At 39.5% G+C, this 14,542-nt stretch carries 15 protein-coding genes; 11 read left to right on the top strand and 4 right to left on the bottom strand.

What is annotated here, in order from left to right:
- Positions 1–156 precede the first annotated feature (156 nt).
- The 5 genes from PMAL9190_RS08315 to PMAL9190_RS08295 all read left to right on the top strand — a co-directional run bounded on the left by PMAL9190_RS08315 (position 157) and on the right by PMAL9190_RS08295 (position 5,641).
- Positions 157–1,158 (top strand): glycine betaine ABC transporter substrate-binding protein, encoded by a 1,002-nt coding sequence (locus PMAL9190_RS08315; protein ID WP_306341446.1) that lies wholly within the window; start codon positions 157–159, stop codon positions 1,156–1,158.
- A 259-nt stretch (positions 1,159–1,417) separates the two neighbouring features.
- Positions 1,418–2,146, top strand: a complete 729-nt coding sequence (locus PMAL9190_RS08310; RefSeq protein ID WP_087844735.1) for a response regulator — start codon at positions 1,418–1,420, stop codon at positions 2,144–2,146.
- Between the two features lie 77 nt (positions 2,147–2,223).
- The gene (locus tag PMAL9190_RS08305) at positions 2,224–3,675 is read left to right on the top strand and encodes an ATP-binding protein (RefSeq protein ID WP_087844734.1); all 1,452 of its coding nucleotides are present in this window, start codon (positions 2,224–2,226) and stop codon (positions 3,673–3,675) included.
- A 13-nt stretch (positions 3,676–3,688) separates the two neighbouring features.
- Entirely contained in the window at positions 3,689–4,945 is a 1,257-nt protein-coding gene (locus tag PMAL9190_RS08300) for an ABC transporter substrate-binding protein (RefSeq protein ID WP_087844733.1), read from the top strand.
- Between the two features lie 33 nt (positions 4,946–4,978).
- Complete coding sequence (locus PMAL9190_RS08295; RefSeq protein ID WP_087844965.1) at positions 4,979–5,641, top strand: alpha/beta hydrolase; 663 nt, start codon at positions 4,979–4,981, stop codon at positions 5,639–5,641.
- A 72-nt stretch (positions 5,642–5,713) separates the two neighbouring features.
- On the opposite strand, the gene PMAL9190_RS08290 is transcribed toward PMAL9190_RS08295, so the two are convergent.
- Complete coding sequence (locus PMAL9190_RS08290; protein ID WP_087844732.1) at positions 5,714–7,081, bottom strand: MATE family efflux transporter; 1,368 nt, start codon at positions 7,079–7,081, stop codon at positions 5,714–5,716.
- Positions 7,082–7,184: 103 nt separating this feature from the next.
- Between PMAL9190_RS08290 and PMAL9190_RS08285 the strand changes: the two genes are divergently transcribed.
- The 4 genes from PMAL9190_RS08285 (at position 7,185) to PMAL9190_RS08270 (ending at position 9,860) form a co-directional block, all read left to right on the top strand.
- Complete coding sequence (locus PMAL9190_RS08285; RefSeq protein WP_065166710.1) at positions 7,185–8,069, top strand: LysR family transcriptional regulator; 885 nt, start codon at positions 7,185–7,187, stop codon at positions 8,067–8,069.
- Positions 8,070–8,223: 154 nt separating this feature from the next.
- Positions 8,224–8,556 (top strand): hypothetical protein, encoded by a 333-nt coding sequence (locus PMAL9190_RS08280; protein WP_087844731.1) that lies wholly within the window; start codon positions 8,224–8,226, stop codon positions 8,554–8,556.
- Positions 8,557–8,768: 212 nt separating this feature from the next.
- The gene (locus tag PMAL9190_RS08275) at positions 8,769–9,335 is read left to right on the top strand and encodes a hypothetical protein (RefSeq protein WP_087844730.1); all 567 of its coding nucleotides are present in this window, start codon (positions 8,769–8,771) and stop codon (positions 9,333–9,335) included.
- A gap of 84 nt (positions 9,336–9,419) precedes the next feature.
- Positions 9,420–9,860 carry a copper resistance protein NlpE gene (locus tag PMAL9190_RS08270; RefSeq protein WP_087844729.1) on the top strand — a complete coding sequence of 147 codons (441 nt, stop codon included), beginning with the start codon at positions 9,420–9,422 and terminating at the stop codon, positions 9,858–9,860.
- Positions 9,861–9,964: 104 nt separating this feature from the next.
- Here PMAL9190_RS08270 and PMAL9190_RS08265 read toward each other — a convergent pair whose 3' ends face one another.
- The gene (locus PMAL9190_RS08265) at positions 9,965–10,870 is read right to left on the bottom strand and encodes a LysR family transcriptional regulator (protein WP_087844728.1); all 906 of its coding nucleotides are present in this window, start codon (positions 10,868–10,870) and stop codon (positions 9,965–9,967) included.
- Between the two features lie 175 nt (positions 10,871–11,045).
- On the opposite strand from PMAL9190_RS08265, the gene PMAL9190_RS08260 reads away from it, so the two are divergent.
- Positions 11,046–12,302: an adenylosuccinate synthase gene (locus PMAL9190_RS08260; RefSeq protein WP_087844727.1), complete on the top strand. Its 1,257-nt coding sequence runs from the start codon at positions 11,046–11,048 to the stop codon at positions 12,300–12,302.
- Between the two features lie 178 nt (positions 12,303–12,480).
- Here the strand turns inward: PMAL9190_RS08260 and pepT are convergent, their stop codons facing one another.
- Positions 12,481–13,722 carry a peptidase T gene (gene pepT / locus PMAL9190_RS08250; RefSeq protein WP_087844725.1) on the bottom strand — a complete coding sequence of 414 codons (1,242 nt, stop codon included), beginning with the start codon at positions 13,720–13,722 and terminating at the stop codon, positions 12,481–12,483.
- Between the two features lie 186 nt (positions 13,723–13,908).
- On the opposite strand from pepT, the gene PMAL9190_RS08245 reads away from it, so the two are divergent.
- On the top strand, positions 13,909–14,040 hold the full coding sequence (locus PMAL9190_RS08245) for a DUF2256 domain-containing protein (RefSeq protein ID WP_082955631.1): 132 nt from the start codon (positions 13,909–13,911) through the stop codon (positions 14,038–14,040).
- Here the strand turns inward: PMAL9190_RS08245 and PMAL9190_RS08240 are convergent.
- Positions 14,037–14,435, bottom strand: a complete 399-nt coding sequence (locus PMAL9190_RS08240; protein WP_087844724.1) for a thiol-disulfide oxidoreductase DCC family protein — start codon at positions 14,433–14,435, stop codon at positions 14,037–14,039. The genes PMAL9190_RS08245 and PMAL9190_RS08240 overlap by 4 nt on opposite strands.
- Positions 14,436–14,542 lie beyond the last annotated feature (107 nt).

Below are 14,542 nucleotides of genomic sequence, written 5' to 3'. Positions count from 1 at the left end.
GTTATACATCGATTTTTAGGATGATAGACATAAACACTCTCTCCATTATGGTTGAGAGTGTTTTTTGTTTGTGGTTTATTTTTTTGTATTTGATATTACGGTTGTTTAAAGTGGAAGCAATAAAGTGCACTCATCAGGCGGCAATAAAAGGAGAGTATGATGCTAAAGCAACTGACAGTGTTGATCGTATTGTTTGCACTGACACACAAGGTGCAAGCAACTGAATGTGGCAAGGTCACTATTGCTGATATGAATTGGGACTCAGCGACGTTCGTTGCAAATGTTGACAGTTTTATTTTACAACATGGATTTGGTTGTGAGACAGAACTGGTACCAAGTGAAACCATTGGTGCAGCTAAATCTATTCTTTTACAAGGTAAGCCTGATATTATTCCGGAAATGTGGCGTAATGCCTTACAAGGCGGGCTTGAGTACGGTATTGAAAAAGATAAAATTAAATTTGTTGGTAAGGTATTGTATGAAGGTGGTTTAGAAGGCTTTTGGGTACCAGCTTATATGGTAGAAAAAGAGCCATCATTGGCGACAATAGCCGGTGTTAAGCAACACAGTTATTTATTTAAACGTCCAGATTTGGGTAATACGCAGCCCTTTTTTAGTTGCGCGCCTGATTGGCGTTGCCAAAATACAGTGACCAACTTATTTAAAGCCCTTGATCTTAAACAAGCAGGTTTTGAACTGACACCGACAGATGAAGTCACTGGATTATCGGGCTCTATCGCGCATGCTTATGCAAAAAAATTACCTTGGATAGGCTATTATTGGTCGCCAACAGCAGTTTTGGGTAATTATAAAATGGTGCGGGTTGATTTTAATGCTGGCGTTGATCGTGAATATTTTCAAGAATGTATTGAAAAAAAACGCTGCAAAAATCCGCGAGTAACAATGTTTCCTTCACGTGCTGTTGATACCATTGTAACCCTCAAGTTTTCTCAACGCGCACCTGCTGTAATGATGTACCTATCATCCCGTAGCTTTACAAACCAAGACATGAACAATTTAATGGCGTGGAAAGTCAATCATAATGCAGACGGTAAACAAACAATGATGGAATTTCTGACGCATTATGAAACCATATGGACACAATGGGTAGCGCCGCCTGTCGCAAATAAAATACGCCGTGCACTGACTAAGTTATAATGCTATTTTCGTCCACTATTAATAGCGTAATTTGCTAGTAAGGTAACGATTTTGTCATCAAAATAACGGCATTTACTGACTTTTATGGTTGTTGATGGTCAAATGTTGTATAGCAATGAACGATAAGCCAGATGAATATGTGTCTAATGGCACAAAGTTAGCCAACCTTATGTTTAGTTAATAAAGGTTGTAGCTATCAAATGCAAACATTTATGTTTAAAAATAATAATAAGATATGTACCAGTGAAGGATGAATAATATGGGGGTAACTAAGACAGTACTCGTTGTTGATGATGATCAAGAGATCCGCGAGTTATTGGACGAGTATTTAACCAAAAATGGCTTTGAAGTGATAACAGCAGCAGAAGGCCTAGAGATGAAACGCCGGTTGGCGGCGGGTTATCCCGATCTGATTTTATTAGACGTTATGATGCCAGGAGATGATGGTTTCACACTTTGCCAGCATATTCGTAAAACTTCAAATGTGCCTATTATCATGTTAACAGCAGTTTCTGATGAAATGGATCAGATCATTGGCCTTGAAATTGGAGCCGATGATTATATTGCTAAGCCGTTTAGTCCTCGGCAGCTATTGGCACGTATTAAAGCTTTATTAAGACGAATAAAGCCAACCGAAAGTCAGACGTTACCAGCAGAAGCTAAATTTATTCGATTTTCTAATTGGCGACTTGATACCACTACCCATTGCTTATTTGATCTTGAAACCAAGCAAGATTTTGAATTGACCGGGGGGGATTACTCGTTGCTGATGCTGTTTTTATCGCGTCCACAAGAGATATTAGATCGCGATACGATTTCGTATGCAACTCGAGGGCGTGATACTTTACCTTCAGAGCGTGGAATTGATGTTGCTTTAAGTCGCTTACGGCAACGATTAGGTGATAAAGGACGTACGCAACGCTTAATCAAAACTAGTCGCGGTAATGGTTATATTTTCACGGCTGATGTGGTTTACGAAGACGCATAATATTTAAATAATGGCGTCGAATAAAGTGTGATTGCTTGTATGAGCGTCACACTTTTTTACTATATGGATAATGGTTAATGAAGTGGAAAATGCTATACCCAAAGTCATTGGTTTCAAGGACATTGTGGTTAACATTATTAGCAGTATTTTTAGCACAAGTGATAGCAACTGCGATTTGGTATAGCCAATCAAAACAGCGAGATTTGGATGGATTGCAATCAACATCGGCGAGTATGGCGACCATGTTTGCCTCAACGGTGACTTTTTTCCAATCATTACCAATGCAATATCGACACATTGTATTAGATCAATTGCGTAATATGGGGGGGACTCGTTTTTTTGTCTCTTTTAATGATGAAGAAATCCGTATTGAGCCCATTGCTAATTCAGAGCAAAAACAGATGGCAGTGTCTGTTTTTGAAAAAGTGCTACATCAAAAATTACCAGGTTTACCAACGATTAAAGTTGAATTTTCTCGTCCTGAAACATTGCATGTACTTAAAAATGATATTTTATTAAGCGATCTGCCGCGATCGTGGGTGCATAATACTTTAAGTTTAGAGCCATTAAATCCGCCGATTTTAGTGGTCCAAATTGAATTAGAAAAAAATCAATGGCTTTATATTGCAGCTTTGCTACCAGCACCTTATATGAATCTAAAAGATGAGGTGATCACGCGCCAGCAAATTCTATTTTTAGTCTTTATCACCAGTTTATTATTGGTGTTTACTTATATTATGGTACGTCGCCAAACCAAGCCCTTAAAACAGCTGGCAGATGCAGCTAACGCATTAAGTCTTGATATCTATCAGCCGCCACTTAAAGAACAAGGTGCAACAGAGTTAGTGATGGCCACTCAGGCCTTTAATCGAATGCAATTGCGATTACGACGTTATATAGAAGATCGTGAGCAACTATTTTCATCTATTTCTCATGATCTAAAAACGCCGATCACGCGCTTACGATTACGGGTTGAATTAATTGATGATGATAACAAGATTGATAAATTTAATCGTGATCTTGATGAATTAGAGATGATGGTTAAAGGGGCATTACAATGTGTAAAAGATACAGATTTGCATGAAAATATTGTGCCGATTGATTTAAATTTATTATTAGCAAGTATTGCCGAACGACATAATCATCATGCCATTAAAGTGACATTGCCGACACTGACGATTGCGCCGATGATGGGTAAAGAATTAGGCCTAAAGCGCTGTTTAAGTAATTTAATTGATAATGGCGTTAAATATGGTCACAAAGTGACGGTCGCTGTGATAGATAAGCCCGATAAAATTATTTTGACTATTACCGATCAAGGCAAAGGTATTCCTGAATCGTCATTATCGGCGGTGTTTGAACCCTATTTCCGTCTCGCGACAGATGGTGATGGTCATGGCCTCGGCATGGGAATTGCGCGCAATATTATTCATGCTCATGGTGGTAAGTTAGTGATTAAAAATGGTCTCACCCAAGGGTTAATCGTTGTGGTTGCCTTACCACGCGTACTGCCCGTGGCATTGACATAAATAAAGAGCCTCTATGAAATTAAAATATTTTCTATTGTCAGCAGTTTTAGGCTGGTTACCAATCACATCAGCAATGGCAGCAGGTCAAGTTGAGGTGCTTCATTGGTGGACATCAAGTGGTGAAGCAAAGTCAGTTAAAGTTCTTAAACAAATGATGGAGCAACAAGGCCATAGTTGGAAAGATTTTGCTGTCGCTGGTGGCGGTGGTGAAAGCGCGATGACAGTGCTAAAAATGCGGGCAGTTTCGGGCAACCCTCCTACTGCTGCACAACTTAAAGGGCATGATATTCAAGAGTGGGGGCGACTTGGCTTTTTAACCTCACTCGATAGTGTCGCCTTACAAGAGAATTGGGATCGAGTGTTGTCTCCGGTAGTGGCGAATATCATGAAATATAATGGCCATTATGTTGCAGTACCGATTAACGTGCATCGAGTTAATTGGTTATGGGTTAATTCAAAAGTGTTAAAAACGGTGGGAGTTAAGGTGCCCACAACGTTAGATGAGTTTTTTAGTGCGGCAGATAAAATCAAAGCAGCTGGGTTTGTTGTATTGGCTCATGGTGGACAGCCTTGGCAAGATACGACTTTATTTGAAAGTATTGCGCTAGCTGTACTAGGCTCTACAGATTATCGTAAAGCGTTTGTTGATCTTGATATGACGGTGATTAATAGCGATAAAATGGTCAATGTTTTTCGCCAATTTAAACGCATGAAAGCCTACATTGATCCGCAAGCCAAAGGACGGCATTGGAATGCTGCCACTGAAATGGTGATTGATGGTCAAGCTGCAATGCAGTTTATGGGGGATTGGGCAAAAGGGGAGTTTGCCCAAGCAGGTCAACAGCCAGGTAAAGATTATTTATGTGTGCCAGCACCAGGTACGCAACATCAATTTACATTTAATATTGATAGTTTGGCTTTTTTTAAATTAAAAGGCACAGAGGCTGATAATATTGCGCAGCATGATTTAGCAAAAACATTATTGATGCCGTCTTTTCAGCGAGTATTTAATTTAAATAAAGGCTCGATTCCGGTTCGATTAGATATGGATATGTCGGCATTTGATCAATGTGCATTAGATTCGATGAACGCGTTTAAACAAGCGTCACTATCGGGAGATTTAGTACCAAGTTTTTCACAGAACTTAGCAACAACTGCTGATGTGCAATCTGCCATTGTTGATGTAGTGAGTGAGTTTTTTAATCAAGCTGATGCGAACCCTACATTAGCCCCTTCTAGACTTGCACGAGCAATAAAATCAGCGATATAGTGAGTAAGGTTTATAAAGGATAAAAAAATGACGATAACCTATTTACCTTGTGTTGAAGTAGAGCCAACGGTGAGTGCAACGGCGACAGTTATCTGGCTGCATGGGTTAGGCTCTAATGGCCATGACTTTGAAGCAATACTGCCACAATTACAGTTGCCTTGTGATATGCCAGTGCGATTTATTTTTCCGCATGCTGCATCTATTCCAGTTACCATCAATGGCGGCGCTGTAATGCCAGCTTGGTATGATATTATGTCATTGGATGTGGAACGTAAGCTCAATGTTGATCAATTGATGCATTCTGCTCAACGTGTTATTGACCTTGTTGAACGTGAAATTAGTCGTGGTATCGCATCTGATCGAATTATTTTGGCTGGGTTTTCTCAAGGTGGCGCAGTGGTTTATCATGCGGCGTTATGTTATTCAAAACCATTGGCTGGGTTATTGGCATTATCAACCTATTTTCCAACTGCCAATGTGATTCAATATAGCGAGGCTAACCGTAATATTGATATTGAGATCATGCATGGTCGCTATGATCCGGTGGTGGTACCTAAACTTGGTGAAATGGCGCGTAATGATTTAATTGCAGCGGGATATCATCCGCAATGGCGTATGTATTCGATGGAACATCATGTGTGTTTGCCACAAATTCAAGATATTGCGGCATGGATAACGACTCAGCTTAAGCTATAAACTGAGACTGACAACATGACAGCGGATAAGAGATTCTTATCCGCTGTGTTGAATGTAGGGTAAGCGAATACGCTAGAGGGCAGTTTGTGGTATTGACGGTGTAACTTTGTTGCGTTGTTGTAAGTCATGCCATACCATTGGTAACACAAATAAGCTCAATAAGATGGTAGATAACGGCATTGACAACCAGACGCCATTAACACCTAACCATTGAGGTAAAAAGTACAAGAATGGCAATTGTACTAACATGTTACTGACTGAAATCGTTAACGCTTTTCCGGCTTTATCAACCGACATAAAATAGACTGTTGCCAGTACAATTAGCCCGTCTAAGAACATCGCAAATAGGTGTAATTTAATACCACCAACGGCTTCTGAAATCAGCGCTGTATTTGCGCTATTAAATAGCCCAATTAGTGTTTGTGGAAAGCTATATAATAATGCGAACCATGAAATACCTGCAATAATAGTGACTTTAATCGCTAAATAAGTTGTTTTACTGATATTTTGTGATTGTTTAGCACCATAGTAATAACTTACAGGTGGCTGCATACCTTCTGCTATCCCTTCAGCAACTAAATAATATAACGTCATCATATAGCCAACAATAGCAAAGGCACTTACGGTTAATTCTGTGCCATATTGCATAAATTGATAATTATGCAAAGCGACCACAAAACTTGTATAGAGATACATGATCAGTACCGATGAGCCTAAACTCATTATTTTCCAGCAGTGGCTTAATTGAATATTTTTAATCGTGAAATGTATCGTCAATGGTGAACGAGATGAGTAAAAATAGATGATACCGCCAGTAACCGTCACAGCTTGAGCAATAATGGTTGCGACTGCGGCCCCTTGTAATTGCCATTGGAAAAGACCAATGAAGATATAATCAAGCACAATATTAGTTAAAGCACCTGCCATCAATAATCCAGTCGCTATCTTAGGGCTGTCATCATTACGAATAAGCATTGGAATTGCACCGGCAAAGATAGTAATAAATGCTGCCCAACCAAAACTTTGTACATATTGTAGTGCTAATGCTTTTATGGTGTGGTCTGCACCTTGAATTGTTAATAATCTCTCACCAAAGAGAGCAAAAAAAACGAATGCAATCACACTGACAGCGACAATTAATAGCACCACATGATCTAACGCACGCTGTGCATGGTGGGCATTTTTTTCGCCACGGGCAATAGAAATTAGTGTGCCGCCACCAATGCCGATCATCAAACCTAGGCCTGATAACAAATAGGTAATTGGCCACGCCATATTAATTGCGGCTAATCCTTGATAACCGACATAATGGCCAACAAAAATACCATCCACTATTTGATATAGTCCAGTGACCATCATTGCAGCAATTGATGGAATTGCATAGCGCCAAAAATTTTGGCTGATCGACAGTGTTGGCGGTGGTGAGTGGGTCAATGACATAAAAAATCTCAATCTGTTGGTCGATATTGGTAGCGGTATTATCCTTGTTTATTGGATTGTTCAAAGATAATATCTATCTTTTTTTCGGATGGTTTTAACAATGATGGATTGGACATTAGATCAGCTTAATGCCTTTGTTATTTCAGTAGAACAAGGCTCATTTTCAGGTGCGGCACGCCGAATAGGTAAGGCACAATCACGTATAAGTACTGCAATCAGTAATCTTGAAGCCGATTTAGGCTTTGATCTGTTTGATCGTAGTGCTCGTCTACCGGTACTGACACAGGCTGGAGAGCAAATGTATGAAGAAGCGAAAGTTGTTCTCGCCCAATGTGACCGGTTGCAATCCCGCGCATTGACGTTAACTAAAGGCGAAGAAGTGTCACTGACAATTGCAATGGATGAAGCGACCCCAACCACAGTATTTGAGGAATTTTTTGAGCGGGTAGCGACAACTTTTCCATTACTAAAGCTAACAATTATCAGTGGTTCAAAAGATGATATTGCAAGCCAAGTTGATGATCTGACAGCTGATCTTGGGATTTTATTTTTTAGTAAAACCCTACCTAGTAGCTTAGAGTTTACGCCTATTTGTGAGTTTAATTCATCCCTTATTGTTGCTAAAAATCACCCGCTAGCAAAAATATCAGCACCGACGATGCAGCAGCTTAGTCAATATCGACAATTATTAATTTGTGATCGGATGGGTTATTACCATACCGATGCGTTGTCTGCGAATTATTGGCATATTGATAGTTATTATTCAATTACTGCGTTTGTGCTGAGAAACATGGGCTGGGCATTTGTACCTGACCATGTGTTTAATTATTCAATCTTTAAAGATGGGGTGGTGCGGTTATCAATAGAAAATATTCCTACCTCACCGTGGATTGATATGGGATTAGTTAAGCGGCGTGATCAAGGTAATGGCCCCGTTTTACGTTGGATGTATCAAGAACTTAAGACTATGTTTGCTCAACATAATTAACAATAGATGGCGTATTAATGCTGTTGGCGATAAATGTATTCCTATAAGGGAATAATGTTATTTTTACTTGTAAATGACAAACGCATCACTGTAATATGGTTGTGACAGCATTGTTAATAGTGAGCGTTGTTTGTTTGCTGTAAGTGAGGTTCATATGCGGTTTTCACAGAAGGTAGGTTTAACCTTAGGCGGTTCTTTGCTAATACTTACTGTTTTGTTAATTATTGTTGCAGGGCGAACTTATAAAACTGAAGCGGTAGTCGGAAGAGTGGTAAATATTAATTCTGATTCTTTTTTATATGACGGTAAGTTTTATTTACAGGTAATGTCTGATCAAACCGATAGAATGATCAATATTGATATAAAAGATGGTTTGTATTGTCCGATTGGTTCTCAAGTCGTATTTGTACAAAAAACATGCATGCTATTTGGCGATGATGCGTACGAGTTTATTTCGTGTGATTTTTCATATTTACCTTCTTATTAGTTTTTAAGTTTAGTACTCATATTTATATCAGGTTAATGGTTTTTTATTGTAGGGAAAAATATTTTCTGCATAAATAAAACAGATTTAATACCGCATAATGAAAAAAAATGACCTATTATTGACTTTGACATGACGTTAACGAGATAAATTTTTCATGCTAATAGTGGATACTGTTAAGGTTATATTTTATTAAGATTTTTACAGGAGTTGATATGAAGAAGAGTATTATTGCTATAGCAATCGCTGGTTTAGTCCTTGTTGGTTGTGATCAAGCAAGTCATGATTCAGCAAAAGAATCTGCGGCTTCAGTAAAAGCAACAGCAACCCAAGTAAAAGATGATGCCGTAACAGCAACGGATTCAGCGCTAGACTCAACTAAAAAAGCAGTTGATGATTCAGCAAATGCTGTTAAAGACACTGCAGACAAAGCGATGGATAAAGCAACGGAAGTTAAACACAATGTTGCAGATACTACCGCTGCAGCCGTTGAGAATTCTAAACAAGCGGTTTCTGATTCAGCAAATGCTGTTGAAGATAAAGTATCTGAACTAAAAAATAGTGCTGAGAATGCAACAGCAGGTGCTGTTGATGCCTCTAAAGATGCAGCTAAAGAAACCAAAGATGCGATGAAAAATGCAACAACTGATGCTGTAGATACTGCAACAGAAGTAAAAGATGCAACAGTTGATAAAACGAAAGAAGTAGCCGATAACGCGGCTAATATGGTAGATAAATCAGTTGATTCTGCAGAAAAAAAAGTAGCTGATCTAACAAAATAATCAATAATAAAACTATTGATACTAACATTAAGATGCCGAGCATTATTCATGCTCGGTTATTCTTTTTTTCACAAGGAGTTTACGGTGAAAAAAAAATGTTTATTTGCTGCAATGGTCGTATTGGCGCTCGCTGGATGTGATCAAGCAAAAAATGGTGCAAGTGATGCGACAGCAAAACAAGCAGATACCCATAATGCGCAAAATTCCTTAACCTGGATGGGTGAATATACTGGTATTCAGCCTTGTGGTGACTGTGCAGGCATTGAAACCAGCTTAACCTTAAATAAAGATGGTAGTTACGTGTTAAATGAAACCTATCAAGGAAAAGACACTAAACCATTTATCAATAAAGGTAAGTTTAAGTGGAATGATCGTGGTGATACCATCACGTTAAACCTTACCGGCAGTCAGTCAGTGAAGTATTTTGTTGGTGAGCATCGTATTTTCCGATTAGATCAACAAGGTCAACGGATCACTGGCGATTTAGCAGATGCTTATACGCTTACAAAAGACGACGCTAATTAATTTCTGAGAAAATGCCCTGACATTTGTTTACTAAGGTAACGTGATGTGAGGGCATTTTTTTGTCTGGTGATTATCACTGATGTTTTTTTGAACAACAATTAATTTTATTGTGAACGCTGAATTTCATCATCAACCCAGCGTAATAATTGTTTTATCGCCCGTGATAGCACCTGATTTTGACGCACTATATAGCCTAGGCTGGTGGTCGGAAAATGTGGTAATGGCGTGATCGTAGTTTGTAGATGTAACTTTGAATGTAATGAAAAACTTGGCACAATCGCGACCCCAAATCCAGCTTCTGCCCAATCTATTTGCGCATCAACACTGCCCACTTCCATCACATGGTATTTCGCTAATTGTAAACTTGGTAAGGCTAAATCAATCAATTCACGAGTTCGAGTATCATGGCCTAATAATATTAATGTTGGTTCTTCTGCCGCAAGTGGTTGCGGTTCAATAATTGCGTCAGGATCAAGAGATAATTGCTGCCAACGCTCTAAGCCATTACCTAATGCACACCATTTAACTTGGCGTAACTCCATGAAATGCAATGGTTGGCTTTCTTTTTGAGCAATAACAAACCCTAAATCAGCTTTTGCACTTTTTACTAGCTCTGTGGCTTGTGATGAGGTGGTATTAAATAGCGATAAATCAATGCCCGGATATTCTTTTTTGAAGGCTTGAAATGGACTAATAAGTAATAAGCGTGAAATGATATCACTGGCAGCAATGGTCAGTGTGCCTTGGTTAAGTTCGTTAATCGCATTAAGATCTGCTTGGCAAACTTGCAATTCCATTAAGGTGTTCTCAGCACTTTTAAGTAATCTTTCACCTGCTTGGGTTAATCGAAATGGATTCCTTTCAATTAACTTTACTCGAGTGGTTTGCTCGAGCTGTTTAATGTGAAGACTGACATTTGGTTGTGTCATATGTAGTGCTGCGGCTGTTTTTCCAAAATGTTGATGTTTAGAAAGGGCAACGAATGTATTAAGCCAATGCAAATCTATCATGTTTACCTTCTTATTTTGTAGCAGACGCTATTATTGGTAGTAATGTTACCTGAAAAAATGCAATGACTAATGTACGCCACATAAGAGATTCTTATCAAGTTAATAACGATTATTAATTATTTTTATTGCGTCATTGATCATAGGATAGAGGTCTTGCTTTTGAGGAGTGTTAATTATGTCGTCTATTGTTGTTGTTGGTGCAAACTGGGGTGATGAAGGTAAAGGTCGTATTGTTGATTATTTAGCAGACCAAGCTTCAGCGAGTATTCGTTTCCAAGGTGGTAATAACGCAGGTCACACTGTTGTTAACGATTTTGGCACATTTAAACTACACCAATTACCAAGCGGCGTATTTAACCCTGACTGTATTGCTGTTTTAGGCCCTGGTATGGTTATTAGCCCAGAGAAACTAAGCCTAGAAATTGCAGAAGTAGCGACATCAGGTGTTGAGGTTAAACTTTGCATCTCAGATCGTGCAACACTATGTCTGCCTTTACACGCACTAGAAGACACACTAGAAGAAGAACGTCTAGGTGAAGGTGCATACGGTTCAACACGTCAAGGTATTGCACCTGCGTACGGCGACCGTGTAATGAAGAAAGGTATTCTTGTTGGTTGGTTAAAACAACCTGAAGTACTTCGTGAGCGTATTCAATTCATGATGGATTGGAAATTGCCACAGCTTAAAGCGTTATACCCATCAATGGCGTTCACGCAAACAGCTGAAGAAATGACAGAGTGGTTGCTTGAAGTGTCTCAACCTTGGCGTGACAGCATTTGTAACGTTACTGAGCCACTAAAAGCGCTGCAAAAAGAAGATAAAACATTATTGTTTGAAGCGCAGTTAGGTGCAGGCCGTGATCTAGTTTACGGTGAGTACCCATGGACAACATCATCTAACGTAACTGCAGCTTATGCAGGTATCGGTAGTGGTTTACCAGCACTGCACCCTGAGCGTGTTATCGCTGTTGCTAAATCATTTAGTTCTTCAGTAGGTACTGGTACTTTGATTACCGCAATGGAAGATCAAGACCAATTCCGTGAAGATGCTAAAGAGTTTGGTGCAACAACGGGTCGTCCACGTGATATGGGTTACTTTGATGCAGTTGCAACCCGTAATGGTATTGAATTGCAAGCAGCAACAGAAATCGCATTAACTAAGATTGACTGCCTAAGCGGTATGAAAGATCTTAAAATTTGTGTTGCTTACAACGGTGATCACACTGAAAACCCAATTTGGCCTCAAACTGCATCACTAACAGCAGTTTACGAGCAAATGATGGGTTGGGATGAAGACATTACTGGTTGCCGTAAGTTTGAAGAATTACCACAAGGCGCACAACAATACATACTTCGTATTGAAGAACTAATGGGTGTGCCAGTGAAAATGGTATCAGTAGGCCCTGAGCGTGACCAAATGATCCTACGTTAATCGTAGCGTAATCAAAAATTATAACGGGCGAGTGACTCAGTAACTCGCCCGTTTTTTATTTGTTTATTTATTAGAATGACACACAATTACCCTCGAACCCTCGAACCCTCGAACCCTCGAACCCTCGAACCCTCGAACCCTCGAACCCTCGAACCCTCGAACCCTCGAACCCTCGAACCTATCTCCCATATTGCTCCGCAGTAATTCGAATCACATCAACCACTACAGCACTTGCTGCTTGCAATGAAGGTACGGGTAAATATTCGTAAATAGAGTGAAAGTTATGTGCGCCAGTAAAAATATTTGGGCAAGGTAAGCCTTTTTGAGATAACACCGCACCATCATAACCGCCACGCATTGGGGTCGTTTTCATTTTAATGTTATTACGCGCGTAAGCTTGTTTGGCGATTTCAATTGGGAAACTGGCATCTCCTTGCAAACTGTTCGCCACATTTTGATAGCGATCGGCAAGGGTAATCGTTACCGCATTTTCGCCCCATAACGCTTGGCAGTTACTGGCGAGTGTCGCGAGAAATTGCATGCGATATTGATAACCTTGTTGAGTGAAATCTCTGACATCCATTTTTAAGACTGTTTTAGCACTGTTACCGCTCAGATCTTTAACCCAATAATAACCTTCGCGACCGTCAGTATATTCAGGGGCTTCTCCTGGAGGTAACATCGCAATAAACTTGTGTGCCATTAGCAATGAGTTTTTAAGCTTACCTTTGGCTGACATCGGGTGGGCTGATTGACCAATAAAAGTCACTACCACATCGCCTGCATTCCAGTTTTCATCGACAAACTCACCAATGCCACAACAATCTAATGTGTAACCAAAATCAGCACCAAAAGATTCTACATCAAAGGCTTTAGCACCACGTAAGCCTTGCTCTTCATCCGGTACAAATGCCACTTTTACATCACCATGCTCAATGTCAGGATTATCAATCAGAACCGTCAGAGCGTGCATAATGGCAGCAATCGCAGCTTTATCATCAGCCCCTAATAAACTGGTGCCATCGGTGACAATAATATCTTGGTGTTGATATTGAGAAAGCTCAGGAAATTCACTCTGTTTAAGAATAATATTTAAAGCAGGGTTAAGAACAATATCACCACCAGTGTAATGAACAATGTGCGCATGAGTATCATTGCTTTGCTCAGCACTGGTGTCTAAGTGACCAAAAAAAGAGACCGTAGGAATGGTTTTAGAGCTATTGCTTGGCAAGGTTGCCGTCACAATTGCACTGTCGCGTAATACCACATCTTGTAGACCAAGCTCGGTTAATTCAGCGGCTAAGATTGTCGCTAATTCCATTTGCCCTAATGACGACGGCATAATGCCTGCAGCCCCATTTTCGCGGTTGGTAGTGGTATTTACGCGAGTGTAATTTATAAACCGATCAACAATATTCATTATATTCATCCTGAAGAAGACATTATTGAGAGTGGTGTTTCTAAGCACTCATAATGAGGGTGAATATTCCATTATTTATCGCTATTAACAAGATAATTACTAAGATGAACATAGGGTTTTGTGAGCTCAGTAGGATCTTATATCGTGAAGAGCTTACAAATTAGTGTTTAACGATGGGGCGATTTTATGAAGAAGTCAGTGTTACCACAAAAAATTTGCGTCGTGTGCCGACGTCCTTTTTCATGGAGAAAAAAATGGCAACGATGTTGGAATGATGTCAAATATTGCTCTGAGCGTTGCCGGCGGCAACGGCGCTAATCAATTTTGCAGTTTTTACAGCGTGATTTTCCTGTAAATAGATAAGATATTTTGTAGCGATTTCGAGCAAAAAATAAATAACATTTATCGGCGAAAAACCGAATGATAGGCCAGCGTAGTATCGCCAACCATTTCTTTTTACCAATTGTTTTCCAAGCAAGGTAAGTGACATCTAGTCCAAGTAATAATTGTGGTGATTGTTGAGGACTTGGGAAATATAAGCCGTGTAATACAGCAGAAGCATCACTAATCTTTATATAAGGGAAGCGGTGATTAAAATCAGGTGCAAGAATATCTTCAAACAGTAGTTGTTGATGAGTATTGTCGGCTTGTAGTTGATGCATTTCGGCGACACACAATGGACAGCTACTGTCATAGAATATGATTAATTTCATAATATCCTCCTAATATCTATTAATAATAGTGACTAATCGGTATTCTTTTGCTGATTTTATTATTTAAGGTTACATCGACGAAAAAACCGAGGATAATAACAGCTATC

It is taken from the genome of Photobacterium malacitanum (assembly GCF_900185615.1).
Classification (GTDB): domain Bacteria; phylum Pseudomonadota; class Gammaproteobacteria; order Enterobacterales; family Vibrionaceae; genus Photobacterium; species Photobacterium malacitanum.
The sequence above is the reverse complement of the archived record's forward strand: the minus strand, read 5'-3'. Positions and strand labels throughout refer to the sequence as shown.

Coding starts and splice junctions, on each gene's coding strand:
- PMAL9190_RS08315 (WP_306341446.1), top strand. CDS start 157: ATGATGCTAAAGCAACTGACAGTGTTGATCGTATTGTTTGCACTGACA.
- PMAL9190_RS08310 (WP_087844735.1), top strand. CDS start 1,418: ATGGGGGTAACTAAGACAGTACTCGTTGTTGATGATGATCAAGAGATC.
- PMAL9190_RS08305 (WP_087844734.1), top strand. CDS start 2,224: ATGAAGTGGAAAATGCTATACCCAAAGTCATTGGTTTCAAGGACATTG.
- PMAL9190_RS08300 (WP_087844733.1), top strand. CDS start 3,689: ATGAAATTAAAATATTTTCTATTGTCAGCAGTTTTAGGCTGGTTACCA.
- PMAL9190_RS08290 (WP_087844732.1), bottom strand. CDS start 7,081: ATGTCATTGACCCACTCACCACCGCCAACACTGTCGATCAGCCAAAAT.
- PMAL9190_RS08285 (WP_065166710.1), top strand. CDS start 7,185: ATGGATTGGACATTAGATCAGCTTAATGCCTTTGTTATTTCAGTAGAA.
- PMAL9190_RS08280 (WP_087844731.1), top strand. CDS start 8,224: ATGCGGTTTTCACAGAAGGTAGGTTTAACCTTAGGCGGTTCTTTGCTA.
- PMAL9190_RS08275 (WP_087844730.1), top strand. CDS start 8,769: ATGAAGAAGAGTATTATTGCTATAGCAATCGCTGGTTTAGTCCTTGTT.
- PMAL9190_RS08265 (WP_087844728.1), bottom strand. CDS start 10,870: ATGATAGATTTGCATTGGCTTAATACATTCGTTGCCCTTTCTAAACAT.
- PMAL9190_RS08260 (WP_087844727.1), top strand. CDS start 11,046: ATGTCGTCTATTGTTGTTGTTGGTGCAAACTGGGGTGATGAAGGTAAA.
- pepT (WP_087844725.1), bottom strand. CDS start 13,722: ATGAATATTGTTGATCGGTTTATAAATTACACTCGCGTAAATACCACT.
- PMAL9190_RS08245 (WP_082955631.1), top strand. CDS start 13,909: ATGAAGAAGTCAGTGTTACCACAAAAAATTTGCGTCGTGTGCCGACGT.
- PMAL9190_RS08240 (WP_087844724.1), bottom strand. CDS start 14,435: ATGAAATTAATCATATTCTATGACAGTAGCTGTCCATTGTGTGTCGCC.